Origin of the sequence: Micromonospora sp. NPDC047812 (assembly GCF_040704175.1) — a bacterium.
Lineage (GTDB): Bacteria > Actinomycetota > Actinomycetes > Mycobacteriales > Micromonosporaceae > Micromonospora.
In genome coordinates, this window is the sequence record NZ_JBEYRY010000012.1 from 85854 (window position 1) to 111565 (window position 25712).

A 25712-nucleotide genomic window follows, 5' to 3' on the forward strand; every position below is an offset into this window, starting at 1 on the left:
CTCGGCGGCGCCGCGCCTGCCGAGGGGCCCCTTCCTACAGGCGCTCGGCGCGGTCGTGCAGCAGGTCCCGGACGCCGGCGATGTCGCCCGGCGAGGTCCGCGAGGCCAGCCAGTACATGACGCCCGTCGGGATGAAGAAGAGCTGGAAGGCCGCCAGCCCGACGGCGTAGTTCAGCGGCGGCGGGAAGGCCGCCCGCAGGCCGTGGAAGGCCACCCCGACCAGCCCGTTGCCGGCCGCCCGGCCGACGCCGTTGACCAGGTTGCCGAGGCTGTAGACGGTGCCCCGGTGCTCCGGCGGGTTGACGTCGGCGATCAGGGCGAACCAGTTGGGCGAGTTGGCCGAGGTGAGCGCCAGCGCCACCACGGCGGTGAGCAGGCTCAGCCCGACCGTCGGCTCGGTGAACACGCTGGCCAGCACCGCCCGGACCACCGACCCGGCGCCGGCGCCGTCCGGCACGTCGATGCGGATCGGCACGAAGAAGAGCACCAGGTAGAACGGCAGCGCCGCGAGGATGCCGACCGCCGCGACCAGCGCCCGGCCCCGGGGCGTACGCCGTTGCAGCGCGTCGCCGACCAGCCCGCCCACGATGGAGAGCACCCCGCCGAGCTGGAACAGCGTGGCGAAGACGCTGCCCACGACCACGGCGGTGGCGGCGGAGTAGCCCTGCTCCTCGGCCCGCTCGGCGAAGAGCACCGGCAGCCAGACCAGCGACCCGAAGGCCGCCTGGGCGGTGAGGCCCTGGAGGATCAGCCAGCGGTTCGTCCGCCGGCCCAGGATCCTCGGCAGGTCCGCCCGGCTGATCCGGTAGTCGTACTCGGCGCCGGTGGCGAGCGCGTCGGCCAGCTCCGGCTCGCTCTGCCCGCGCCGGATGTCGTAGGTGAACAGGTAGGCGACGGTCGCCGCGACGCCGACCACGGTCAGCAGCAGGAACGGCCGTCGCCAGTCGGTCGCCCCGAGCAGCCCGCCGACCAGCGTGCCGGCCAGTGTGCCGACGCCCTGGGACAGCCCCCAGAAGCTCATCACCAGCCCCCGGCGGCGGGGCGAGATCAGGTCGGTGACGACCGAGAAGCCGACGGAACCGACCGCGCCCAGCCCGACCGCCGCCACGATCTGCGCGGCCAGGAAGGCGGGATAGTTCACCGCGACCGCGCTGCCGCCCGTGCCGAGCGCCCAGATCAGGGTGCCGACCATCAGCAGCGGCTTGCGGTTCGCGCGGTCGCCCACGTACGCCCAGCCCACCGCGGCCACCGCGCTGGCCAGGAAGCTCACGGCGGTGACCAGGCCGAGCAGCCGCTGCGGCACGTCGAAGGCGGCGGAGATGGGGCCGTACAGCGGGGGCACCAGTCCGATCGCCACGTTGTCCAGCGAGGCGAGCAGCACGAAGACCACGACGCTGTAGAACCGGTGTGCGGGCGTCCCGCCCCGGGCCCGCGCCGGCCCGCCCCTGGTCAAGGTCATGAGCGGCAGCCAACCAGGATCAGGTCACGAGCGGGTGACGACGCGCGGGCGCGCCGGGGCGCTCAGAGGTAGCCGCCGATCGCGGGCGGGGCGGCGGGCGCGGCCGGCGTGCCCGCCCGCAGCGCGTACAGCTCGGCGAGGGTGGCGCCCTGGGGCGGCACCCCCGCCGCCGTGCCCAGCCACCCGGTCGCCTCCTCGTACGACAGCGGGCCCACCTCGATCCGGGCCAGGCAGCGCCCCGGGCGGACCACCGCCGGGTGCAGCCGGGACAGGTCCTCGTTCGTGGTGATCGCGACGAGCACGTCACGCCCCTGCCCGAGCAGCCCGTCGGTCAGGTTGAGCAGCCGGGACAGGGCCTGCCCGGCGGCCTGCTTCGCCTCGCCCCGGATCAGCTCGTCGCAGTCCTCCAGGATGAGCAGCCGCCACCGGCGGCCCGTCCCCTGCTCGCCGTCCTCGTCCCCGACCGCCACCTCCGACAGGTACGCCGTGTCCGCGAAGAGCACGTCCGGGTCGAGCACGGCGTCGACCTGGCACCAGTCGTGCCACTGGCGGGCGAGGGCGCGCAGCGCGGTGGTCTTTCCCGTCCCGGGCGCCCCGTGCAGCAGCACCAGCCGGCCGGAGAGCCGCTCCGGGGTGGTCGCCATCAGCTCGTCGAGCGCGTTGCGGGCCGCCGCCGCGTAGTTCGGCCGGATCGCCGCCCACTCGGGCGCGGCGATGGCGCGTACGTCGCGCTGGCTGCCCCGCCGGGGGTTCTGGTGCCAGAAGCCGATCCGGCCGGCGCCCGGATCCTCCGGTTCGGCGGCGCCGTCGACGATCCGGTCGAGGGTCGAGCGACCCACCTCCTCGGAGACCGCCGTGACCGTCACCTCCGCGCCGCGCCCCTTCCAGGTGACCACCCGGGCCGTCCAGCCGTCGCCGGCCAGCAGGCGGGACTTCTGCCGGTTCTCCACCGCCGTGCGCAGCAGCCGCCCGTCCGGGGCGGTCAGCGGCGCGTCGGGGCGCACCCGGGAGAGCCGGACGGTGTGCGACCAGGGGTGCCGGCCGGTGACGAAGTCCGCCAGGACGAGCGCGTCGATGACGTCGCAGGGGGTGTCCGCGTCGTCGTACTGGAGCATCGAGGGAATGCCGGTGCCGGGTGCCTCGTCCGCTTCGGGGGTGGTCCGCATCCGTCGATGATCGCGAGCCGGAGCGCGCCCGTACAGTCGTTTACCCCGCCACGGCGTCGACCCGGTCGAGGAAGTGCTCGCGGGCGGCGGCGTACCGCTCCCGGATGGCGGGGACCGGGGCGGCGGCGTACTCCTCGGTGCCGTGGACGGACCACGTGGGGGGCGCCGCGCCGCCCAGGGCGACCCAGGCGGCCTGCCGCGCGGCGCCGTCGGCGACGTACTCGCCGGGCGGCGGGACGACCACCGGCACCCCGAGGACCTGCGGCGCGATCCGGCGTACGGCCGCCGAGCGGGCGCCGCCGCCGACCAGGATCACCCGGCGCACCGTGGCGCCCTGGGCGACGAGCGCGTCGAGACCGTCGGCGAGGGCGCAGAGCAGCCCCTCGACGGCGGCGCGCGCCAGGTGGGCCGCCGTCGAGGTGCGCAGGGTCAGCCCGTGCACGGCCCCGGACGCCAGCGGCCGGTCGGGCGTCCGCTCGCCCTCCAGGTAGGGCACCATGACCAGCCCGTCCGCGCCGGCGGGGGCGGTGAGCGCCAGCGCGGCCAGCTCGTCCAGGTCGACCCGGAGCATCGACGCGGCGGCGTCGAGCACCCGGGCCGCGTTGAGCGTGCAGACCAGCGGCAGGAAGCGGCCGGTGGCGTCGGCGAAGCCGGCGACCGCGCCGCCCGGGTCGGCGGCCGGGGCGTCGGCGACGCTGAACACGGTGCCGGAGGTGCCGATCGAGACGACGACGTCGCCCGGGCCCGCGCCGACGCCGAGCGCGGCGGCGGCGTTGTCCCCGGTGCCGGGACCGAGCACCGCCCCGCCGGCGGGCAGGCCCCGCAGGGCGTCGGGGCGTACGGCGCCGGCCGGCTCCGCCGGGCCGAGCACGGTCGGCACGTGCGGCCGCCGGCCGAACGCCCGCTCCAGCAGGTCGAGGCGGTAGTCGCCGGTCGCCGGGGACCAGTAGCCGGTGCCGCTGGCGTCGCCCCGGTCGGTGCGCAGCGCCGCCAGGTCGGGCGCGCCGGCCAGCCGCCAGGTCAGCCAGTCGTGCGGCAGGCAGACGGCCGCCGCCCGCGCCGCGTGCTCCGGCTCGTGCCGGGCCAGCCAGCGCAGCTTCGTGGCGGTGAAGCTGGCGACCGGCACGCTGCCCACCGCCTCCGCCCAGAAGCGGCGGCCGGTCTCCCCGCCGCCGGCCTCCTCGACCAGCTCGGCGGCGGCCCCGGCGGAGCGGGTGTCGTTCCACAGCAGCGCGGGCCGGACCACGTCGCCCGTCTCGTCGAGGCAGACCATGCCGTGCTGCTGGCCGGCGACGGAGACCGCCGCCACGTCGGCCAGCCCGCCGGCGGCGTCGGCCGCCGCGCCCAGCGCGGACCACCACGCCGCCGGGTCGACCTCGGTGCCGTCCGGGTGCGGCGCCCGGCCCTGCCGGAGCAGGGCGCCGGTCTCCGCGTCCCGGACGACCACCTTGCAGGACTGGGTCGAGGAGTCGACCCCCGCGACGATCGGCATCGCCGGCGGCCTCAGCGGGCGCCGAGCAGGTGCTCGACGGCGAGCTGGTTGAGCCGGACGAAGCCGAAGCCCTTCGCGGCGGCGGTGTCGACGTCGAACTCCTCGAACGCGGAACGGTCGGCGAGCAGGTCGGCGTGGCCCTCCCCCGGCGCCAGCGTCGGCGTGCCCAGGTCGGCGACCCGGCTCGCGGCCAGCGCCCCGGCGACCTCCGGGTCCGCCCGGAACGCCGCCGCCCGCTCCTTGAGCAGGAGGTAGGTGCGCATGTTCGCCTCCGCCGACGCCCAGACGCCGGTCATGTCCTCGGTGCGCGAGGGCTTGTAGTCGAAGTGCCGGGGGCCGTCGTAGGCGGGCACCCCGCCGGGACCGCCGTGCTCCAGCAGGTCGACCAGGGCGAACGCGTTCAGCAGGTCGCCGTGGCCGAAGACGAGGTCCTGGTCGTACTTGACGCCGCGCTGGCCGTTGAGGTCGATGTGGAACAGCTTGCCCTGCCAGAGCGCCTGGGCGATGCCGTGGGCGAAGTTCAGGCCGGCCATCTGCTCGTGCCCCACCTCCGGGTTGAGCCCGACCAGCTCGGGGCGGGCCAGGGTGGAGATGAAGGCCAGGGCGTGCCCGACGGTGGGCAGCAGGATGTCGCCGCGCGGCTCGTTCGGCTTGGGCTCGATGGCGAAGCGCAGGTCGTAGCCGGAGTCGACGACGTACTGGCAGAGCAGGTCGACGGCCTCCCGGTAGCGGTCCAGCGCGGCCCGGACGTCCTTGGCGAGGTCGTACTCGGCACCCTCCCGGCCGCCCCACATCACGAAGGTGCGGGCACCCAGCTCCGCGGCGAGGTCGACGTTGCGCAGCACCTTGCGCAGCGCGTACCGCCGGACGTCGCGGTCGTTGCTGGTGAAGCCGCCGTCCTTGAAGACCGGGTGGGTGAAGAGGTTGGTGGTCACCATCGGGACCACCAGGCCGGTCTCGTCGAGCGCCTTGCGGAAGCGGGCCACGTGCCGGTCGCGGGCGGCGGCGTCCGCGCCGAAGGGCACCAGGTCGTCGTCGTGGAACGTGATCCCGTACGCACCCAGCTCGGCGAGCCGGTGCACCGCCTCGACCGGGTCCAGCTCGGGGCGGGTGGCGTCGCCGAACGGGTCGCGGGCCTGCCAGCCCACCGTCCAGAGGCCGAAGGAGAACTTGTCGGCGGGGGTGGGACGGGGTGCCATGGCAGACCTCCGGGGTGTCGTCCGCTATTTGTTCAGTGGTTGAATTATTTGGTCGGCGTGTGGCAGTGTCAAGGGGTGACCCGACCCGACGCCCCGCCCGGCCCGGTGCGCCAGGGCAGCCTGCGCGAGTGGAACCTCGCCGTGGTGCTCGGCCGGATCGCCGCCGCCGACCGACCGCCCTCCCGGGCCGAGCTGGCCGCCGGCACCGGCCTCACCCGGGCCACCGTCTCGGCCGTGGTGGAGGACCTGCTCGCCGGCCGGTTGGTCGCCGAGTCGGAGCCGACGCCCCGGACCGGCGCGGGACGGCCCTCGCGGGGCCTGGTGCTCGCCACGGACGGCCCGGCCGGGCTCGGCCTGGAGGTCAACGTCGACTACCTGGCCGCCTGCGTGGTCGACCTCGCCGGCCGGGTCCGCCACCACGCCGTGCACCGCGCCGACCTGCGGCCCGTCTCCCCCGCCGGGGCGCTCGCCCGGCTGGCCGACCTGGCCGCCCACGCCCGCGCCGACGCCACCCGCGAGGGGCTCACCCTGGTCGGCGCGGCCCTCGCGGTGCCCGGCCTGGTCGACGACGCCGGCCTGGTCCGGCTCGCGCCGAACCTCGGCTGGCGCGACGTGCCCGTCCCCGCCCTGCTCGCCGACGAACCCCCGCTGACCGCGCACGTCGACGGCATCCCCGCACTGGTGGTCGACAACGAGGCCAACCTCGCCGCGCTGGGCGAGCTGCACGCCGGGCCGGCGGACGCGGCCAGCTTCCTGCACATCTCCGGCGAGGTCGGCATCGGCGCCGGGATCGTGCTCGACGGGTCCCTGTTCCGGGGCTCGCGCGGCTGGAGCGGCGAGATCGGTCACGTCCCGGTCCGGCCCGACGGCCCGCCCTGCCGGTGCGGCGGGCGCGGCTGCCTGGAGACGTACGCCGGCCAGGAGGCGATCCTCGCGGCGGCCGGCCTGGCCGGCGCGGACCTTCCGGCGGACACCGCGACGACCCGGCTGGCCGAGCTGGCCGGGGCCGGCGACCCCGGCGCGCTGCGGGCCCTGGCCGAGGCCGGGACCGCCCTGGGGGTCGCCGTCGCCGGCGTGGTGAACCTGCTGGACCTGGACACCGTGGTGCTCGGCGGCGGGTACGCCCCGCTGGCGCCGTGGCTGCGCCCGCCGGTGCTCACCGAGATCTCCCGGCGGGTGCTCACCGCCGCGTGGTCACCGGTCACCGTCCGACCGGCGGCCCTCGGCGCCGCCGCCGCGGCCGTCGGCGGAGCCGGTTCGGTGGTACGCCGGATCCTGGCGCGCCCGGCCGGCTGGCTGGCCCGCCCGGCCTGAGCCGGATTCCTCCGATGGCGGCGCGACTGCGCCTCGGTACGCTTGCCCCGAGGCAACGAACCACCATCCGAGGAGTGCACGACCAGCATGCGCACAGGTCGACAGACCGGGGCGCCCGGCGAGCGGCGGTGACCACCGCTCCCGGGGGCGGTGACACGCGCCCGGCCGACGGCGGGCAGCCCGCCCGCTCCCGCTCCGACCTCTCCCCCGACCCCGCGCGCCCGGCCGACTCCCGGCTCACCCGGGAGGTGCTCGACGGGCTGGCCGAGGCCGTCGTGACCGCCGACCGGGCGGGGCTGGTGACCCTGGTCAACGCCGTGGCGACCGCACTCCTCCCCGAGGTCGTGCCCGGCGCGGACCTGCACACCTGCCCGATACCGGCCGTGTCCCGGGCGGTGGGGGCCGGGGCGGACAGCTTCGACGCCGAACACGGCGGTCGCCGGCTGCGCGGCGTACGACGCGACCTGGCCGACGGGCGGCAGGCCTGGTACGTGCGCGACGTCACCGAGGAGCACGCGCGCACCGAGGCGCTGAGCGTCGAGCGGTCGCGGACGACGTTCCTCGCCCAGGCCGGCAGCCGCCTCGGGCTGTCCCTCCAGCGCGAGCAGACGCTGCGGACCACCACGACCCTGCCCGTGCCCTACCTGGCCGACCTGGCCATCGTGGTCCACCTGCCGCCCCCGCCCGCGCAGGGCCAGCCGCACTGGATCCGGTACGACGGGGTCGACCCGGCCCCGGTGACCGGGCTGGCGACCTGGTCGCTGACCGGCTCGCTGCCCGGCCTGCCCGAGGCGCTGGCCGGGCACGCGGTCGGCCCGGCCCCGTGGCCGGACGGGGAGACGGCCGCCCTGTCCACCGTGCTTCCGCCCGACTTCGGTCGGCCCGGCACCGTGCTGGTCAGTCCCATGCGGGGTGCCGGACGCACCACCGGCGCCCTGGTGCTGGTCCGCCGCGCCGGGCGGGCCGGCTTCGCCCGGCGCGACGTCGAGCTGGCCCGGGAGTTCGCCGCCCGCGCGGGCGCGGCCCTCGGCGCCGCCGAACTCTACGGCGAACAGGTCCACCTGGCCCGGGTGTTGCAGAACAGCCTGCTCCCGCCCGACCTGCCGGCCGTGCCGGGCGCCACGCTGGCCGGCGGATACCGGGCGGCCGGGGACCGGCTGCGCATCGGCGGCGACTTCTACGATGTCTTCCCCATCACCGGGGGCGCGATCTTCGCCCTCGGGGACGTGGCCGGCAAGGGCGTCGGCGCGGCCGTCCTCACCGGGCGGGTCCGCCAGTCCCTGCGGACCCTGCGCCTGGTCGAGCAACGGCCGCTGGAGTTGATGCGGCTGCTCAACCAGGCGCTCTTCGACGCCCCGGACGCGGCCCGCCGCAGCCAGTTCACCACCCTGCTGCTCGGCACCCTCGGCGCCGCGCCCGACGGCGGGTGCACCGTCCGGATCGCCGGCGGCGGCCACCCGTCCCCGCTGCTGGTCCGGGCCGACGGTGGGGTCGCCCCGGTCGCGGTCGGCGGGATGCCCGTGGGCGCGCTCGCCGCCGCCCGGTTCGCCGAGGCCGAACTCCGCCTCGTCCCGGGCGAGCTGCTGCTCGCGTACACCGACGGGGTGGTGGAGGCGCGCGGCGGCCCCGGCGGCCAGGAGATGTTCGGCGAGGAACGGCTGCGCGCGGCGCTGGCCTCGGCCGCCGGGCTCCCCCCGGCCGCGCTGGTCGACCGGCTGCTCGAGTCCGTCGACGAGTGGCTCGACGGGCAGAGCCAGGACGACATCGCGATGCTGGCCGTCGCGGCGGCACCGCCCTGACCGGCTGGACCGTCGCCGCCGGCCGGCCCTTCGGCGGCCGCCGTCGACGCGGAAGCGCGTGCTCCCTCCGCCCGGGTCAGGCCGACCTGGCCACCCGCGGGCCGTCCCCCGGCCGCTCCTGCGTCGGTAGACCGACCGGGCGCTCGCGCGACACCGCCGGCCAGGGGTCGGCGGCCTCGACGGACTGCACGGAGGCGTTCCGGTGCCGCGCCGCCTCGTCGAACTCCCGCATGCCCCGCAGCAGGGCCTGCCGCCCCTCGTCGGTCATGTCGGCGAGGATCGCCGCGAGCTGCTGGCGCCGGTCGTCCCGCAGCTCGGCGAGGAGCCGGCGGGATTCCGCAGTGAGGTGCAGCGAGATCTCCCGCCGGTCGAACCGGCCGGGTTCCCGTTCCAGCATGCCCGCCGCCACGAGGCGGTCACAGAGCCGGCTGGCGGAGGAGAGCAGCATGTCGAGCCCGGTGGCCAGGCCGCGGAGGTTGATCCCCTCGTGCTGCTCGACCAGCATGATCGCGCGCAACTGCGCGCCGGAGACGCGACTGGTCGTCCGCTCCCGCGCGGCCTCCCAGACCGTCAGCAGGGCGTCCGCCACCGTGTCGAGCTCGACGACCATACTCGTCTCGGGTCCGGAGGGACCGTGCACATCCGCCATGGTGGGCCCGAGACTACTCCGAATCCCCAGGTCTGGGCTCGTGACGAGGGAGTGATGATGAACGAACCGGTCAACCGGGCACGGCAGGTCCTCAACGAGGCGCCCGCCGACCTGCTGCTCGACCGGATCGCCGACGTCCTGGCCGAGGCCTACGGGATCGCCCGGGTGGAACTGCTCCAGGTCGACTACCGGCTGGCGGCGCTGCTGCCGCTCGGCGGGGACGAGCCCGTCACCGCGCCGGGGCACCCCGCCTGGCGCTGCTTCGACCACCAGGCCCCGATCGTCGCCGACGACACCGGCTACCTCCCGGTGTCCATGCGCGGGGAACGCCGCGGCGTGCTGGTGGTGACCCCCGCGCCGGCCCGGCCGGCCGCGCTCGACGAGCTGACGGAGATCGCCACCGCGCTCGCCCACGAGATCGCCGCGGTCACCCCGGGCACCGACGTGTACCGGTCCGCGCGGCGTAGCAGGCGGCTCACCCTCGCCGCCGAGATGCAGTGGGAGATGCTCCCGGGCCGCAGCCGGACCCGCCCGTCGTTCAGCCTCGCCGGGCAGCTGGAACCGGCGTACGCGGTGCGCGGCGACAGCTTCGACTGGTCCGACGACGGCAGCCGGGTCTGGCTGGCGACCATCAACGGCATGGGCGAGGGGGTGGCCGCCGCGATGCTCACCTCGCTCGCCACCCACGCGCTGCGCAACGCCCGCCGGTCCGGGCTCGACCTCGCCGACCAGGCGGCCCTCGCCGACCAGGCGGTCTACGACCTGCACCGGGGTGACCAGCACCTCGCGGCGCTGCTGATGGAGCTGGACCTACGCTCGGGGCTGCTCACCGTGGTCGACGCCGGGTCGCCCCGCCTCGTGCTGCTGCGCGACGGGCAGGTCCGGGAGCTGCCGCTGGAGGCGCAGTTCCCGCTCGGCATGTTCGAGGCCACCGACTACCGGGAGCAGCGCTTCGAGCTGTGCCGCAACGACCGGCTCTTCGTGGTCAGCGACGGCGTCATCGACGCCACCGGGCGGGACGTCCGCTACGGCGAGACCGCGCTCGACCGGTTCCTGCGCCGGACCGGACCGATGGAGCCGCTGGACGCCGTCCGCTCGCTGATCGGCGACCTGCGCGCGTTCGTCGCCGGCGACCTGACCGACGACGCGGTGGTGGTGTGCCTGGACTGGACGGGTCCGAAGGACTGAGCGTCCGGCCGGCGGCGGCGGGCTGAAGGCGATGCGCGGCGCTCAGTAGGCCCCGCGGCTGTTGACCACCGCGCCGAAGGTCTTCCAGAGGATCGTCAGGTCGGCCGCGAGCGACCAGTTCTCCACGTAGTAGAGGTCGAGCCGGATGCCGTCCTCCCAGCTCAGGTCGGAGCGGCCGCTGACCTGCCAGAGCCCGGTCATGCCGGGCTTGACCAGCAGCCGGCGGGCCACGTCGCCGTCGTAGCGGGCCACCTCCGAGGGCAGCGGCGGGCGGGGGCCGACCAGGCTCATGTGCCCGAGCAGGACGTTGACCAGCTGCGGCAGCTCGTCCAGCGACCACTTGCGCAGCAGCCGCCCGATGCGGGTCACCCGCGGGTCGTCGCGCATCTTGAACATCAGGCCGTCGGTCTCGTTGCGGGCGGCCAGCGCGGCCAGCAGGGCGTCGGCGTTGACCACCATCGTGCGGAACTTGTAGACGCCGAACTCCCGCCCGCCCTGCCCGACCCGGGTCTGCCGGAACAGCACCGGCCCCCGACTGTCGACCTTGATGGCCAGCGCGACGGCGGCCAGCAGCGGCAGCAGCAGCGTCAGGGCCACCGACGAGACGGCCCGGTCGACGAAGCCCTTGACCAGCTTGCGGGCCCCGCGGAACTCGGGCGCCTCGACGTGGATCAGCGGCAGGCCGGCGACCGGCCGGGTGTGGATGCGCGGCCCGGCGACGTCGGTCAGCGCCGGGGCCACCACCAGGTCGATGCCGGTGCCCTCCAGCTGCCAGCCGAGCCGGCGCAGGCGGGTGGCGGTCAGCTCGCCGGAGGCGGTCACGGCGACGGTGTCCGCGCCGATGGCGGTGGCCGCCTCGGGGATGCCCCGGAACGACCCGACCACCGGCACGTCGCCCAGCCGCTGCGCGACCGGGGCGAGCAGCGCGTCCGGGATGCAGGCGCCGACCACCTGGTAGCCCGCGTACGGCTCGCGCCGCAGGGTGTGCACCAGCTCCAGCACGTGCGCGGTGTCGCCGACCACCAGCACCTTGCGCGACCAGCCGGCGCCCTCGGAGCGCGCCCGGTGCAGCCGCTTGCGGGCGGCGAACCGGGCCAGTTCCAGGCCGAGCATGCCGAGGGCGAACGAGATGCCGAGGAACCCCCGGGAGACGCCCACGTCGGCGATGTAGCCGGCGATCGCGATGCCGCCGGCGAGGCGCAGGCTGGCGGTGCCGACCCGCCGGTACTCGTCGGCGCCGTAGCCGAGGACGCGGTCGTCGTAGCAGCGCAGCACCCGCAGCGAGACCAGCCAGGCGAGGACCAGCCCGGGGGCGACCAGGACGTACGGGATCTTCGAGCCGCCGGGGGTGTCGTCGCCGAACCGGGCCACGTATCCGACGAGCACGGCGACGGTCAGGACGGTCGTGTCCAGCACCACCAGCGAGCGGACGTAGGCGCGCTCGCGGGTGCGGGCCGGCCCTGGCCGTGGTTCGTCCGGTCTCGACGACGTGCTGGCGGGGGTCAACAGCGTCGCTGAGGTCACCGGCCCTCCCCACTTCGGTCGCCGACGGCCCGTGCGACGGGCCCGGGTCGCGGGCCGGCCGTAGGGGCACCAGGACATCGTGCCCCGACAGCCACGTTCGCCGATTGCTTCGGACGCATTACCGTCACTACTTTCCCCGAGGGACCCCTTGCGGGGAAAGGGCCCACGGCACCGGATCCCGTGCGGCGGGTCCGCCCCGCGCTACGTTGCGGCTCAGGCCGGAGCCTTGCGCAGCGCGATCGCCTTGAGGAAGATGTCGCCGATCTTGGTCGGGTCCTCGGTGACGAAGGCGCCTCCGCCGGTGACGTCGGTGATCGACTTCAGCTCGGCCTTGCTCACGTCGCTGCCGATACCGATGATCACGACCTGCACCGGCCGCTCCGGATCCTTGATCTTGTTCAGCTCGCCCAGCAGCTTCTGCTGCGTGATGCCGTCGGAGTCCTCGTTCTTGCCGTCGGTGAACAGCACGATCGAGTTGACCCGGCCGGGCTCCCAGTTGTCCTGCACCTTCTGGTACGCCGCCAGCACGGTGTCGTAGAGGCCGGTGTCGCCGTCCGACGACCGGATCGAACCCAGGGACTGCTCCAGCTTGCCGCGCTGGCGGGACAGCGGCCCGATGGCGAGCAGTTCCCGGTGGTCGCGGGGGCCCACCAGCTGGGTGGAGAACGTCCAGAGACCGATCGACCAGGAGTCGTCGAAGAGGTTCAACCCTCGCCGGGCCGCCTCGACGGTCACCTGCTGCCGGGTCGCGTTGCCGGCGTTGGCCACCTTCTCCTTCATCGACCCGGAGACGTCGATGACGGCGAGCATCCGGCCGGACTGGGTGGCGATCGACCAGCTGGAGACCGCGCGCTCCATGGCCTGCGGGTCGAGCCCACCCGGAGCCGATCCGCCGCCGTTGGCCGGCGGGGCCGGCGCGCCACCGGCCGGGCTGGGCGCGCCCTGCGGCGCGTCGAAGCCCGCGCCCCAGTTGCCGTCCGGCGCGCGCAGCGAACGGCTCGCCAGCTGGTCACGGAAGTCGTCGGTGACGAGCACCTCGTAGAGCACCCTCGCCGCCGCCGCCTTGGCCGGCTCGATGCCGGGCAGCACCGCGTACGGGTAGTCCAGCGGCGCGGGCGCCGGCTCCAGGTAGAGCGCGGCCAGCCGTACCGGCGGCTTCTTGCTGTTGTACTGGATCACGTCCTCTTCCGAGAGCGCCGCCGCACCCAGGCTGCTCGCGATCGTCGTGGGATCCGAGGCGGTGGGGAACCGGGCGAGCAGGTCCGGCCGCAGCGCCGAGCGGTCGGTGGCCAGCGCCCGCAGCGCGGCGACCTTCTCCTTCTCCGCGTCGGGGCCGCCGGAGGCGCTGGCGGCGGCCGTCAGCGAGAGCAGACCGGACAGGCCGGCGGCGTCGCGGGTCGGTTCGACGATCCCGGTGCGCAACGGCTTGTCGCTCTGCACCTGCTGCAGGAGCTGGGTCCAGCTGAACTTCTTCTGCGGCCAGCCCAGCCGCGTGGCGATCGGCTCCGGCATCGCCACGACCACGGGGCTGCGCGCGATGGACGCCCCGTTGCCCGGCTCGAACGCGGTGGCGCCACCGGTCTTGAGCCGCAGCAGCCAGGTGGAGGAGTCGGGAACCCAGACGTCCGGGCTGACCGACGTGCCGCTGGCCTGCCCCACGCCGGCCAGGGTGACGCCGTGCTTGGCGGCGACCGTCGCGGCCACGTCGACCGGATCGGACGCCGCGACGTTCACCGCGATGCAGGTGCCGCCCACCGCGGCGCCGTCCCTCACCCACCGCGCGGCGGCGGCGTCGACCGCCGGGGCCAGCTCGGCCGCGACCGCGACGGACAGCTCGATCCGCCCCGAGCAGTTCGGTTGCGCCAGCTGCTGGTAGCCGAACCAGCCGCCGGCCGTGACGGCGAGGACGCCCACGGCAGCGGCGGCGGTGGCTGCGTGAAGGTTCGTACGCATGCGATGGCGGCCTGCTGACACGGTGACCATCTTGCGGACCCACCGGGACGACTGCCACGGGCCGTTCGGACGAAAGTTACGCAGGAGAAATAGTTGATCGCCAAATTGCTACGGTGAGTGACGACACCGCCCCGTCGCGTCGATCTCGCGGACATGATGGCTGGTCAGGGCACCACACAGGTGGGGCTCGTCACAGCCACCGGCTCCCCGACCGGAGCCGGGACGCCGGTGCCCGGGTCCACCCGGAGGACCCGGATCATGTCGGCCCGCTCGTCGGCGACGTAGAGGTGCTCCCCGGCCAGGGCGAAGTGCCGCGGCCACTCCCCGCCCGTGTCCACCTCGGCGACCAGCTCCGGCAGCTCGCCGGCGACGGCGAAGACCGCGACGGTGCCCACCCCCCGGTTGGCGACGTAGAGGAAGCGTCCGTCCGGACCGACCGCGATCTCCGACGGCTGGACGGGCCCGGGCCGGTCGCTGGCCTCGACGCGGCCCCGCTGGTGCAGCGCACCGTCGCCGGTCAGCTCGTAGGCGGTGACCGAACCGTCCAGCTCCCCCGCCACCCAGCAGCGCCGCCCGTCCGGATGCCGGGCCAGGTGCCGGGGACCGACGCCGGCGGCCGTGCGCACCCGGGGCGCCCGGGGCACCAGCCGGCCGGAGGCGGCGTCCAGGTCGTAGCGGTAAATCGAGTCGGTGCCCAGGTCGACCGCGAGCAGCGGGCCCCGGCCCGGGTCGGGGTTCACCATGTGGGCGTGCGCGCGCTCCTGGCGCTCCCGGTCCGGCCCGTGCCCCTCGTGCTCCACCAGGTCGCTGCGCTCGCCGGGCACCCCGTCGGGGTCGAGCGGGAACACCGCCACGCTGCCGCCGCCGTAGTTGGCCGCCACGAGGTGGCCGCCGTCCGGGACGACCGCCAGGTGGCAGGGCTCCGCGCCCCCGGTGGGCCGGGTGCCGAGCGGGGTGAGGTCGCCGCCGGCGCCGACGCGGAAGGCGCTGACCTGCCCGTCGGGCAGCTCGTTCACCGCGTAGAGCACGGGCAGCCGCGGGTGCCGGGCGAGAAAGGAGGGCGAGGGGGTGACCGCGACGGTGCCGAGCGGGGTCAGCTCACCGGAGACGGGGTCCCGCCGCGCCGCGACGATGCCGGCGGCCCGGCCCCCGCTGTGCGCCGTGTAGCCGCCGATGTGGACGATCTCGTCCTGACCTGTCACCGTATCCGCCTTCCGCCGATTCCTCCGTCGATCCCACCAGCCTTCCCACCCGGCCGCCCGCTTAGCCCCGAAAACCCCGCCCGATCGCGGCGCTCTGCCGCGGGACGCCCGCCGGGCCGCCGCCGCGCCGGCTCAGGCCGCCGGCACGGGCTCGCCGCGCTGCCGGGCCACGTGCTCGACCAGCGCGATCAGCACCTCCTTGCCGGACTGCCGGTCCCGCGCGTCGCAGAGCACCAGCGGCACGTCGGGGTCGAGGTCCAGCGCCTGGCGTACGGACTCCAGGCTGAACCGGCGGGCGCCGTCAAAGCAGTTCACCCCCACCACGAACGGGACGCCCCGCTGCTCGAAGTAGTCGATCGACGGGAAGCAGTCGGCCAGCCGGCGGGTGTCGGCGAGCACCACCGCCCCGAGCGCGCCGAACGCCAGCTCGTCCCAGAGGAACCAGAACCGGTCCTGGCCCGGGGTGCCGAAGAGGTAGACCTGGAGGTCGTCGTTGATCGTGATCCGGCCGAAGTCCATCGCCACCGTGGTGGTCGACTTCGCCTCGACGCCGGAGAGGTCGTCGGTGCCGATGCCGGCGCCGGTCAGCACCTCCTCGGTCTGCAACGGCCGGACCTCGCTGAGCGCGCTCACCAGCGTCGTCTTGCCGGCGCCGAACCCCCCGGCGATCAGGATCTTCAGCGCGAGCGGGATCCGGGAGCCGGATCCGGTTCGGTCATAGCGCACGGAGTCCACTGACCACCGCCTTGAGGATGTCGTCGTCGGGCAGGTACGCGGCGGCCGTCGGCTGGTGCACCGCGACCAGCCCCCGCGCCAGCAGGTCGCCGAGGAGTACGCGGACCACGCCCACCGCGAGGTCGAGGTCGGCCGCGAGCTCCGCGACGGGGACCGGCCGGGCGGCCAGCTCCACCAGGCGCCGGTGCTCGGGGTGCAGCTCCGGGTGGACGGTCGGGTCGGCGGCCGCCTCGGCCAGCACGTACGCGACCAGGTCGAAGCCGACCGCGCCCGACCGGACCCGGCCGCCGGTGAGGGTGTAGGGCCGCACGACCGGGCCGGCGTCGTCGTCCAGCCACTCGTGCTGCGGCCCGGGCGACTCAGCCCGCATCGGCGGCCCCCGCCGTCGTCCGGGCCGGGGCGCTGAGGTACTCGCCGACCCGCGTGACGAGCATCGCCATCTCGTACGCCACGAGGCCGATGTCCGCGTCCGCCTCGGCGACCACGGCCAGGCAGGCGCCCTGCCCGGCCGCGGTGACGAAGAGGTACGCGGACTCCATCTCCACCACGGTCTGCCGGACCGCCCCGCCGGCCACCTGCCGGCTCGCGCCCCGGGCCAGGCTGGAGAAGCCGGACGCCAGCGCGGACAGGTGCTCGGCGTCGGCACGGTCCATCCCGGCGGAGGAGCCGATCAGCAGCCCGTCCGCCGAGAGCACCACCGCCTGTCGGGCGGGCGGCACCCGTTCCACCAGCTCGTCGAGCAACCAGTCGAGATCGGCGCTCTGCCTCGTCGGATGCATCAGGCGTCCCTCTCAGTCGCGGTCATGGGTTCTGTGTCCACCGGCCGCTCGGCCGGCGTCGTGCTCTGGTCTTCGCGCGGCGGGCCCGGCCGCCCGGCGGCGGTGGCGGCATCTCGCGGGGTCGTCCCGGTGGCCGCCGCGCGGCCACGGGCGGTGCCGGCCTGGAGGGCGGACATGATCCGCCGCGCCTCCTCCGGGCTGCGCGGGGCGGGACTCTCGATCACCGGTTGCCGCAGTGTCGGGCCGTCCAGCGCGGACCGCCCCGTGCCGGCCCCGACGGACGGCTGCCCCCCGGTCGTGTCCGGGTGCCGGGGCCGGACCGCCGGGGGCCGCCGGCGCACCCGACGGGGCAGCCCGTCGATCTGCCCGGCCGCCTCGACGGGGGCGGGACCGCCGGCGGCCGCCCCACCCGCGGCCGGACCGCCCGTGGCCGCGCCGTCCCGGCGGCCCGCGGACGGTACGCCGGCCGGGGCCGGCCGCGCGGGGTCCGTGCCGGCGTGCGCGGCGCGGGAGGAGGCCGCGGCCCCGGTGGAGGATGCCGTGGCGGCCCCGGCGGAGCGGGCCGGGCGGGGCAGCGTGCCCAGTCGGCTCGCCCGGGCGAGCCGCCGCTCCTCCGGCGTCGCGGCGGACCGGGGCGCCACCGGCGGGCCGCCGGTCGGGGGCAGGGAGGGCTCGTCGGTGACCAGGTCGGCGGGGATGAGCACCACGGCCGTCAGCCCGCCGCCGTCGGACGGGCGCAGGCGCACCCGGACCCCGTGCCGGGCGGCGAGGCGGGCCACCACGAAGTGTCCGAGGCGGGCGGTCTCGGACGGCTCGAAGTCGGGCGAGCGGGCCAGCCGCCGGTTCGTGTCCTCCAGCGCGGCGGCGGACATGCCCAGGCCCCGGTCGGTGATCTCCACCGCGTAGCCGTTCGCCACGTGCTGCCCGGAGACCTCCACCCGGGTCTTCGGCGGCGAGAACGCGGTGGCGTTCTCGATCAGCTCGGCGAGCAGGTGGATCACGTCGCCGACGGCCCGCCCCAGCACGCCCGCGGGTGCCACGGCGGTGATGTCGACCCGGTCGTACGACTCGACCTCGGAGATCGCGCCCCGGACCAGGTCGACCGCCGCGACCGGGTTGCGCCAGCCCCGCCCGGGGGCCGCGCCGGCCAGGATGACCAGGTCCTCGGCGTGCCGCCGCAGCCGGGTGGCGAGGTGGTCGACGCGGAACAGCTCCGCCAGCTCGTCCGGGTCCTCGGTGTGCCGCTCCATCCGGTCGAGCAGCGCGAGCTGCCGGTGCACCAGCCCCTGGCTGCGCCGGGCGATGTTGAGGAACACCTCGTTGAGCCCCCGGCGCAGGGTGACCTCGTCGACGGCCGACTGCACGGCGGTGCGTTGCACCTCGGTGAACGCCCGCGCCACCTGGCCGATCTCGTCGCCGCCGTACTCCAGCGGGGGCGCCTCCCGGGCGACGTCGACCTGCTCGCCCCGGCGCAGCCGGGCCACCACGTCCGGCAGCCGGCGCTCGGCGGTCTCCAGGGCCGCCGTGCGTACGCCGCTGAGCCGGTGGGCGAGGTTGCGGCCGACCCGCAGCGCCACGAGGACCGAGACCACGACGGCGGCCAGGCCCAGCACTCCGGCGGCGGCGAGCCGGACCAGGATGCGCACGGCCGACGGCACCGACCGGTCGGCGAGCCCGTCGGCCTGCGCCAGCTCGAACTCCCGCAGCGCCTCGTGCACCGCCTGGTAGCTCTCCTGCCAGGCCGTCGGGTCCACGTCCGGCCGGGTGGCGGAGCCGGGACCCACCAGCGTGTCCTGCATCGCCCGCAACCGGCCGAAGGCCGGCCCCTCGGTCATCCGCTGGAACGCGGCGCGCTCGGCGTCCGGCAGGTCGGCGATCGCCGTCTCGGCGAGGAACCGCTGGTTGCCGACGGTCTGCACCAGCTGGAGGTGCTCGCCGTCGGCGAACCGGCCGGCGGTGAACGCCCCGGCGAGCAGGGCGTCGGTCTGCCCGAGCAGTTCCCGGGAACGGCCCAGCCCGGTAACGGCGAGCGCCTGCCGGTTGAGGTCCCGGTCGGGCAGGTTGGCCATCGCGGAGAACGCCTGGAAGGCCGAGTTGATCATCCCGCTGTAGAGCCCGACCGCGCCGGCCCGGTCCACCGCCCGCCGGTCGATGAACCCCCGCCCGGCGGGCAGCGCCTCCAGCGCGGTGACCAGCTGGTCGAGCCGGGCGTCGAGGATGTCGTCGGCGGCGTCGCGCAGCTCCTCCCCGGCGACCCGCCGGCGCAGCTCCGCGATCGCCCGGTCGGTCCGCTGCCGCTGCTCGGCGAGCCCGGGGGCGGCGTCCTCGCCGGCCAGGTGGACCACCGAGAGCCGGCGCTCCCGTTGCAGCTCGGCCACCACCGTCTCGCCGGGACGGCCGAGGTCGTAGAGGAGCGTCCGGGCGGCGAGCAGGTCGAGGGCGGGCCCGAAGGTGAGCGAGGTGGCGAAGATCCAGAGCGCCAGCAGCGCGGTCACCGGCACGACGACCAATGCGGTCAGCTTCGAGCGGATCGGCCAGTCGCGGGTGTTCAATCAGACCTCGCCCGGAAGGTGTGGCTGCGGGGGCGCCGGCGCCGGCCGGGCAGCGTCGCGGTCGGACTGTTCCGGCCCGCGGTGCCGGGCAGGTCCGGCTGACGCCTTGGGCAGGATACGTAATCCTCGCCCGATGCACTACCGTCCGTCGCGCCCGGCCCACCGGACGAACGTCCATCGTCGACGAACGCCCCGCCGGGGGCCGGCGGGGCGTTCGTGGACGGTGCGGATCAGGCGTCGACGGAGATGCCGAGGCCCTCGGCGACCCGGCGGCCGTAGTCGGAGTCGCACTGGCTGAAGTGCCAGACCATCTTCTCCTGGATGTGCTTGTCGCACTGGGCCAGCAGGGTGGTCAGGTTGAGGATCAGGTCGTCGCGCTCCCAGTCGGCCATCTCGCGGTAGCGCCGGCCGGCCTGGGAGTAGTTGTTCTGCCGCTCGATCGGGGCCTTCATGACCTGGCCCGAGACGAACGGACGGTACTCCCGGTAGGACTCGTCGGCCTCCCGGAGACCGGCGACCGAGGACGGCTCGAAGTTGATGTGCGGGTTGGCACCGCGGTTGTCCACCCCGTACGACATCTGGCCGCCGGTCTGGTTGGTGCTGACCTGCACGTCCTCGCGCGGCCGGTTGACCGGCAGCTGGAGGTAGTTCGGGCCGACCCGGTAACGCTGGGTGTCCGAGTAGGAGAACGTCCGGCCGACCAGCATCTTGTCGTCGGAGAAGTCGATGCCGTCGACCAGCACGCCGGTGCCGAAGGCGATCTGCTCGTTCTCGTTGTGGTGGTCGGTGATGTTGCGGTTGAGGGTCATCATGCCGACCGGCAGGTAGGGGAAGTCCTCCTCCGGCCAGATCTTGGTGTCGTCGAGCGGGTCGAAGTCCAGTTCCGGGTGCTCGTCGTCGCTCATGATCTGGACGTTGAGCTCCCACTTCGGGTGGTCGCCGCGCTCGATCGCCTCGAAGAGGTCCTTCGAGGCGTGGCCCAGGTCGGTGGCCTGGATGGCGTCCGCCTCGGCCTGGGTGAGGTTGTGCTCACCCTGCTGGGACATCCAGTGGAACTTGACCAGCACGCCCTCGCCCTCGGCGTTGACGAGGCGGTAGGTGTTCACCCCGGAGCCGCGCATCGTCCGGTAGTTCTTCGGGATGCCGTACGGGGAGAAGAGCCAGGTCAGCATGTGCATCGACTCGGGCGTGTTCGACATGAAGTCGAAGATCCGGTTCGGCTCCTGACGGAAGGTGACCGGGTCCGGCTTCAGCGAGTGGATCACGTCCGGGAACTTGATCGCGTCGCGGATGAAGAAGACCTGGAGGTTGTTGCCCACCATGTCCCAGTTGCCGTCCTCGGTGCGGAACTTCACGGCGAAGCCGCGTGGGTCGCGCGCCGCCTCGGAGGAGTCCCGGCCGCCGATGACGGTGGAGAAGCGGATCGTGACCGGGGTCTTCCTGCCCCTGGTCTGGAACAGCTTGGCCCTGGTGTACTTCGACGCCGGCTCGTCGCCGATCGTCCCGTACGCCTCGAACTCGCCGTGCGCGACGAAGCCACGGGCGTGCACCACCCGCTCCGGGATGCGCTCCCGGTCGAAGTGGCTGATCTTCTCCAGGAAGTGGTAGTTCTCCAGCGTCGCCGGGCCGCGCGAACCGACCGTCCGCTGCTGCTGGTTGTTGTGCACGGGGTGACCCTGGCGGGTCGTGAGGATCGGCCTGTTGGCCTGCGGGTCGCTCATGGCTCTCCTCCTGATCGGTGTGGCGGCTGGCGTCAGTCGTGCTTCGGCTGGCACCCGGGGCACCGGCCCCAGTAGGTGACCTCGGCGGACTCCACCGCGAAGGCGGCGGCCCCGGGGTCGAGGCAGGGCCCGGGGGCCCGGTCGCGCCGGGTGTCGACGATCGCGCCGCAGTCCCGGCAGACCAGGTGGTCGTGGTCGTCCCCGCCCAGCTCGTACCGGGCCGGCCCGCCGGCCGGGGCGAACCGGCGCAGCAGGCCCGCGCCGGTGAGCGCGTGCAGGACGTCGTAGACCGCCTGGCCCGAGATCCGCCCGAGGCGGGCCCGGGCGAGTCGGGTGATCGTGTCGGCGTCCAGGTGCGGCCGGTCGCGCACCGTGGCGAGCACCGCGAGCCGCGGCTGCGTGACGCGCAGCCCCGCCGCCCGCAGGCGTTCGACGTCGGGTCCGACCGGCATCACCCCACCCAAGCGCGTTTTCTGGAATGAGTCAAGTTTTGGTGGCCGATCACGCTGTGTGACTCGTCATGCTGTGGCGGGGAATCAGCAGGGGTCGGGTCCGTCGGGTCGCGGGGTCGGGTTCGTCAGGAAAGTGCGCCGGAACGGGATTGGCGATCAGTGAGCGGAGGGAATACCACCTGATGAAGGAGGAGCCATGTCGCCCACGCAGATAGTCGTCATAGTTCTCGTCGTGCTGGTGATCGCGGCCGTAGCCGTGGCCGCCCGGTCGTACGCCCGCCGCCGCGCGCTGCGGTCGCGGTTCGGTCCCGAGTACGACCGCGCCGTCGCCGAGCAGGACAGCCGGACCGCCGCCGAACGGGAACTGCGGGAGCGGGAGCGCCGCCACGCGGAGCTCACGCTGACCCCGCTCGCTCCCGAGTCCCGGGCCCGGTACTCCGCCGCGTGGGAGGAACTCCAGGTCCGCTTCGTCGACTCCCCCGCCGAGACCGTGGGTGAGGCGGACGAACTGGTCACCCGGCTCATCGCGGAACGTGGCTACCCCACCGGCGAGTTCTCCGACCAGATCGCCCACCTCTCCGTCGAGCACGCCCGGACGCTGGGCCACTACCGCGACGCCCACGAGATCCACCTGCGCAACTCCCGGGGCGAGGCGAGCACCGAGGAACTCCGCCAGGCCGTCGTCCACTACCGCGCCCTCTTCGCAGACCTGCTCGGCGAGGAGCCGGTCGGCGCCCGACCGTCCGAGCAGCACGACCCGGACAGCCAGCACGACGTCACGAGCCGCTAGGAGGATGACCATGCGCCAGGAAGAGCAGCGGGTGGGCAACGAGCACCCCGAGGCCGTCCGCTCCGAGCCGGTGCCGGTGCCGCCTCCGGGCGACCGGGCCGGCCGGGCCGACGTACCCGAGGACGTCCTCGACGACCGGGGCACCTTCGACGATCCGGCGGTCGCCGACCGCGACCGGACCGACCGCGACGAGCCGTCGCGCGGCCGGGACTCCGGCACGGGCCGGCCGGACGACCGGGACGCGGACCGCGACCGGGCCGGGTTCCACGAGCCGGGGCCGGTGCCGACCGCCTTCGGGGCCACCAGCGTCGGCGGCGCGGTCGCCGCGTCCGCCCTGGCCAGTCCCCTCCCCGAGGACGAGCCCGACCCGCGTACGGAGGCGACCGCGCGGCCGGGCGACGGCGCCGTGGACGGTCCCCGGGAGGGCCGCCGGGCGGACCCGACCGCCGAGTTCCACCGTTCCGTCGGGCTCGGCGACCACCGCTCCGACGACCGGCAGTCCCGCCGCAACGGCGCCGCGGTGCTGCCGCCGGACGCCGCCGACGGCCGTCCCGAGCGTCGGGCCGACGTGACCGGGTGGGCCGGCGACCCGGAGGGCGGGGCGGCCGGGGCGGCCGGGTACGGCAGCGCCACGCCCGCCATGGTCGACCCGGACGCCGAGCACGCGCCGGCCGGACGCGCGGTCGCCGGGAAACTGGGGTCCGCCGGGACCGACCGGCCGGCGGGCGCGACGGTGGCCGCCGAACCGGCCAGCCTCTTCGACCCGGCGACGGCGCAGGGCTTCCGGGACCGCTGGCGCAACGTCCAGCTGCGGTTCGTCGACGATCCCCGCGCGGCGGCCGGGGAGGCCCAGTCGCTGGTCGACGAGGCCATCCAGGCGCTCTCCTCGGCGCTGTCCGCGCAGAAGAACAAGCTGGGCGGCTGGCAGGACGCCGGCTCCGCCGACACCGAACAGCTCCGGATGGCCGTCCGCCACTACCGCGACTTCCTGGACCGGGTGCTCGGGCGCTGACCCGGTTTCCCACAGGCGCCCCCGGCCGACCGGCCGGGGGCGTCTCGGCGTCCGGGTTCCACTCACGGGGTGCGGGGACGGCGCCTTCCGGCAGCGGCGTCCCGTCCGTGCCCCTCGGGTCGGGTACGGGGTGCGGGCGGGGTTTGGCCACCGCAGGCGTGAAACTGCGCGTTCGGGGTAATTGGCCGCGCGCGCACTCATCCGGCGCGCGCGGTCGACGAAGGGTTACAGGGATGGACGGCGATGGCCTGCGGCTGAACATGAACGTCCTGGACTACGGCATCCTGGCGCTCTACTTCGTCACGGTGCTCGGTGTCGGCTTCGCCGCCCGGCGGGCCATCAAGACCAGCGTCGACTTCTTCCTCTCCGGCCGCTCCCTGCCCGCCTGGGTGACCGGCCTGGCCTTCGTCTCGGCCAACCTCGGGGCGTTGGAGATCATCGGCATGGCCGCCAACGGCGCCCAGTACGGCGCGATGACGCTGCACTACTACTGGATCGGCGCCGTGCCGGCGATGGTCTTCCTCGGCATCGTGATGATGCCGTTCTACTACGGCTCCAAGGTCCGCAGCGTGCCCGAGTACCTGCGGCTGCGCTTCAACCGCCCCACCCACCTGCTGAACGCGCTCAGCTTCGCGGTCGCCCAGGTGCTCATCGCCGGGGTGAACCTCTACGCCCTGGCGCTGATCATGCAGGCGCTGCTCGGCTGGCCGCTCTGGGTCGCCATCGTGATCGGCGCGCTGATCGTGCTCGCGTACATCACCGTGGGTGGGCTCTCCGGGGCGATCTACAACGAGGTGCTCCAGTTCTTCGTGATCATCGCGGGCCTGCTGCCGATCACGATCCTGGGACTGGTCAAGGTGGGCGGCGTCTCCGGCCTGATGGACGCGGTGCGCGAGTCCAAGCTGGGCGAGGCGGGGCTGCACACCTGGCAGGACACCGGCGGCACCGACAACCCGCTCGGCGCGCACTGGATCGGCATCGTCTTCGGCCTCGGCTTCGTGCTCTCCTTCGGCTACTGGACGACCAACTTCGCCGAGGTGCAGCGCGCGCTGTCGGCCAAGAACATGAGCGCCGCCCGGCGTACGCCGATCATCGCCGCGTACCCGAAGCTGCTCATCCCGGTGGTCACGGTGATCCCCGGCCTGGTCGCCCTCGTGACCGTCCAGGGGCTCGGCGCGGAGAGCGGCGACCTGGTCTACAACAACGCGATCCCGCTGCTGATGCGCGACCTGCTCCCCAACGGCGTGCTCGGGATCGCGGTGACCGGCCTGGTCGCCTCGTTCATGGCCGGCATGGCGGCGAACGTGAGCGGCTTCAACACCGTGTTCACCTACGACATCTGGCAGCAGTACGTGCGCCGGGACCGCCCGGACGACTACTACATCCGCATCGGCCGGTGGGCGACGGTCGGCGGCGTGCTGGTCGGCATCGGCACGGCGTTCATCGCCGCCGGGTTCAGCAACATCATGAACTACATCCAGGCGCTGTTCTCGCTGTTCAACGCGCCGCTGTTCGCCACCTTCATCATCGGCATGTTCTGGCGGCGGATGAGCGCGGCGGCCGGCTTCCTCTCCCTGCTGTTGGGCACCCTGGCGGCGCTGGCGACCTACCTGCTCTACAAGGCCGGGGTGGTGCACTTCAACTCCGACCTGGAGGAGAGCTTCTGGGGCGCCGGCATCGCGTTCGTCACGGCGGCCGTCGTCGCCGCCGTGGTGACCCCGTTCACCGCGAAGAAGCAGGACGAGGACCTGCGCGGGCTGGTCTACGGCATGGGCGCCGTCGACATGAAGGGCGACCTGCTGACCGGGGACGCCGTCTGGTGGCGCTCCCCGGTGCTCCTCGGCCTGATCGCGGTGGCGCTGTCCCTCCTCCTCTACGTGCCGTTCTTCTAGGAAGGGGTGCTCGGCCATGAGCATGGAAAACCTCAACCCGCACGGGCACGACCGGTCGGTCGAGGCCACCGAGGAGGCCCGCCGCCGCTCGGCCGCCGCCCGGCTGTTCGACATCCGCCGGGTGATCGGTGGCCTCTTCACCGCGTACGGGGCGATCGTGACCCTGATCGGCGTCTTCGACGGCGACTCCGCCGTCCAGAAGGCGCAGGGGGTCCGGATCAACCTCTGGGCGGGCCTCGGCATGCTCGCCTTCGGCGTGCTGATGCTGCTCTGGCAGTGGCGCAATCCGGTCGAACCGCCCGACACCTCCGACCAGGAGCGCTGAGCCGGCCCGCCGGCTTCCGGCATGGGCACCGCCACGCCGGGTACGCGAGCGGGATCAGGAGACCACCTGGCGACAGGAGGGCAGCGACATGACGGACCGTGACCGTGACCGACCGCTGGAGGAGAGCCCGGAGGTGGCCGCGGCGGTCGAGGACGACACCGGCATCCCGCAGCTGATGACCGGCGGCGGCGCCGACCGCGACACTCCGTCGTTCACCGGGCCCGGGGACGAGGCGGGTGGCGACGAGCTGATTGGCGACCCGTACGCCGCCGGCACCGGCGCGACCGGCACCGGCACGGGCGCGGCCCCGGACGACATCCGTACCGGGGCAGAGCAGCCCTGGGAGCCGGAGGACCTGGTCGCGGCCCGGGGGCAGGACCTGACGCCGGAGAACGTCGAGCGGGCCCGCCGGGACCTGGCCGAGCTGGGCCGCGCGGCGATCGAGAAGACGGTGCCCTGACCGGCGTACGCGAGGGGCCCCCGGCCCGACCGTCGGACGGTCGGACCGG

22 protein-coding genes are annotated in these 25712 nt (G+C 74.7%); 8 read left to right on the forward strand and 14 right to left on the reverse strand.

Features of this window, described 5'->3' with window-relative positions; genetic code table 11:
* Positions 1-34: 34 nt before the first annotated feature.
* The 4 genes from AB0883_RS27675 to xylA all read right to left on the reverse strand — a co-directional run bounded on the left by AB0883_RS27675 (position 35) and on the right by xylA (position 5316).
* Positions 35-1459, reverse strand: coding sequence for an MFS transporter (locus AB0883_RS27675; protein WP_366644238.1), 1425 nt, complete (start codon positions 1457-1459; stop codon positions 35-37).
* Between the two features lie 62 nt (positions 1460-1521).
* The gene (locus tag AB0883_RS27680) at positions 1522-2625 is read right to left on the reverse strand and encodes a DUF5925 domain-containing protein (RefSeq protein WP_366644239.1); all 1104 of its coding nucleotides are present in this window, start codon (positions 2623-2625) and stop codon (positions 1522-1524) included.
* A gap of 40 nt (positions 2626-2665) precedes the next feature.
* Positions 2666-4117, reverse strand: a complete 1452-nt coding sequence (gene xylB / locus AB0883_RS27685; protein ID WP_366644240.1) for a xylulokinase — start codon at positions 4115-4117, stop codon at positions 2666-2668.
* Between the two features lie 11 nt (positions 4118-4128).
* On the reverse strand, positions 4129-5316 hold the full coding sequence (gene xylA / locus AB0883_RS27690; protein WP_366644241.1) for a xylose isomerase: 1188 nt from the start codon (positions 5314-5316) through the stop codon (positions 4129-4131).
* 75 nt (positions 5317-5391) lie between these two features.
* Here xylA and AB0883_RS27695 point away from each other — a divergent pair, with 75 nt between their 5' ends.
* Positions 5392-6630: an ROK family protein gene (locus tag AB0883_RS27695; protein ID WP_366644242.1), complete on the forward strand. Its 1239-nt coding sequence runs from the start codon at positions 5392-5394 to the stop codon at positions 6628-6630.
* 128 nt (positions 6631-6758) lie between these two features.
* Positions 6759-8429, forward strand: coding sequence for a PP2C family protein-serine/threonine phosphatase (locus AB0883_RS27700; protein ID WP_366644243.1), 1671 nt, complete (start codon positions 6759-6761; stop codon positions 8427-8429).
* A 76-nt stretch (positions 8430-8505) separates the two neighbouring features.
* Here AB0883_RS27700 and AB0883_RS27705 read toward each other — a convergent pair whose 3' ends face one another.
* Positions 8506-9039, reverse strand: coding sequence for a MarR family transcriptional regulator (locus tag AB0883_RS27705; protein ID WP_366644244.1), 534 nt, complete (start codon positions 9037-9039; stop codon positions 8506-8508).
* A gap of 96 nt (positions 9040-9135) precedes the next feature.
* Here AB0883_RS27705 and AB0883_RS27710 point away from each other — a divergent pair, with 96 nt between their 5' ends.
* Positions 9136-10266: a PP2C family protein-serine/threonine phosphatase gene (locus AB0883_RS27710; protein ID WP_366644245.1), complete on the forward strand. Its 1131-nt coding sequence runs from the start codon at positions 9136-9138 to the stop codon at positions 10264-10266.
* Positions 10267-10308: 42 nt separating this feature from the next.
* On the opposite strand, the gene AB0883_RS27715 is transcribed toward AB0883_RS27710, so the two are convergent.
* The 9 genes from AB0883_RS27715 to AB0883_RS27755 all read right to left on the reverse strand — a co-directional run bounded on the left by AB0883_RS27715 (position 10309) and on the right by AB0883_RS27755 (position 21184).
* Positions 10309-11790, reverse strand: a complete 1482-nt coding sequence (locus tag AB0883_RS27715; protein WP_366644246.1) for a sugar transferase — start codon at positions 11788-11790, stop codon at positions 10309-10311.
* A 213-nt stretch (positions 11791-12003) separates the two neighbouring features.
* Entirely contained in the window at positions 12004-13764 is a 1761-nt protein-coding gene (locus AB0883_RS27720; RefSeq protein ID WP_366644247.1) for a substrate-binding domain-containing protein, read from the reverse strand.
* Positions 13765-13907: 143 nt separating this feature from the next.
* Entirely contained in the window at positions 13908-14945 is a 1038-nt protein-coding gene (locus tag AB0883_RS27725; RefSeq protein ID WP_366644248.1) for a lactonase family protein, read from the reverse strand.
* Positions 14946-15077: 132 nt separating this feature from the next.
* A complete protein-coding gene (locus AB0883_RS27730) occupies positions 15078-15680 on the reverse strand; it encodes an ATP/GTP-binding protein (protein ID WP_366644249.1) in 603 nt (200 codons plus the stop codon).
* Positions 15661-16050, reverse strand: a complete 390-nt coding sequence (locus AB0883_RS27735) for a DUF742 domain-containing protein (protein ID WP_366644250.1) — start codon at positions 16048-16050, stop codon at positions 15661-15663. The genes AB0883_RS27730 and AB0883_RS27735 overlap by 20 nt, the downstream gene beginning before the upstream one ends.
* Positions 16040-16459, reverse strand: a complete 420-nt coding sequence (locus AB0883_RS27740) for a roadblock/LC7 domain-containing protein (RefSeq protein WP_366644251.1) — start codon at positions 16457-16459, stop codon at positions 16040-16042. The genes AB0883_RS27735 and AB0883_RS27740 overlap by 11 nt, the downstream gene beginning before the upstream one ends.
* Positions 16459-19011, reverse strand: coding sequence for a nitrate- and nitrite sensing domain-containing protein (locus AB0883_RS27745; protein WP_366644252.1), 2553 nt, complete (start codon positions 19009-19011; stop codon positions 16459-16461). Before AB0883_RS27745 ends, AB0883_RS27740 begins: the two co-directional genes overlap by 1 nt.
* A gap of 230 nt (positions 19012-19241) precedes the next feature.
* Entirely contained in the window at positions 19242-20732 is a 1491-nt protein-coding gene (locus AB0883_RS27750) for a catalase (protein ID WP_366644253.1), read from the reverse strand.
* Between the two features lie 32 nt (positions 20733-20764).
* Complete coding sequence (locus AB0883_RS27755; RefSeq protein ID WP_366644254.1) at positions 20765-21184, reverse strand: Fur family transcriptional regulator; 420 nt, start codon at positions 21182-21184, stop codon at positions 20765-20767.
* Between the two features lie 196 nt (positions 21185-21380).
* On the opposite strand from AB0883_RS27755, the gene AB0883_RS27760 reads away from it, so the two are divergent.
* From AB0883_RS27760 to AB0883_RS27780, 5 genes are all read left to right on the forward strand, one after another.
* Positions 21381-21974: a hypothetical protein gene (locus AB0883_RS27760; protein WP_366644255.1), complete on the forward strand. Its 594-nt coding sequence runs from the start codon at positions 21381-21383 to the stop codon at positions 21972-21974.
* A gap of 10 nt (positions 21975-21984) precedes the next feature.
* Positions 21985-22986: a hypothetical protein gene (locus AB0883_RS27765; protein ID WP_366644256.1), complete on the forward strand. Its 1002-nt coding sequence runs from the start codon at positions 21985-21987 to the stop codon at positions 22984-22986.
* A gap of 233 nt (positions 22987-23219) precedes the next feature.
* Positions 23220-24878, forward strand: a complete 1659-nt coding sequence (locus AB0883_RS27770; protein WP_366644257.1) for a sodium:solute symporter family protein — start codon at positions 23220-23222, stop codon at positions 24876-24878.
* A 16-nt stretch (positions 24879-24894) separates the two neighbouring features.
* Positions 24895-25203, forward strand: coding sequence for a hypothetical protein (locus AB0883_RS27775; RefSeq protein ID WP_366644258.1), 309 nt, complete (start codon positions 24895-24897; stop codon positions 25201-25203).
* 88 nt (positions 25204-25291) lie between these two features.
* Positions 25292-25663, forward strand: a complete 372-nt coding sequence (locus AB0883_RS27780; RefSeq protein ID WP_366644259.1) for a hypothetical protein — start codon at positions 25292-25294, stop codon at positions 25661-25663.
* Positions 25664-25712 lie beyond the last annotated feature (49 nt).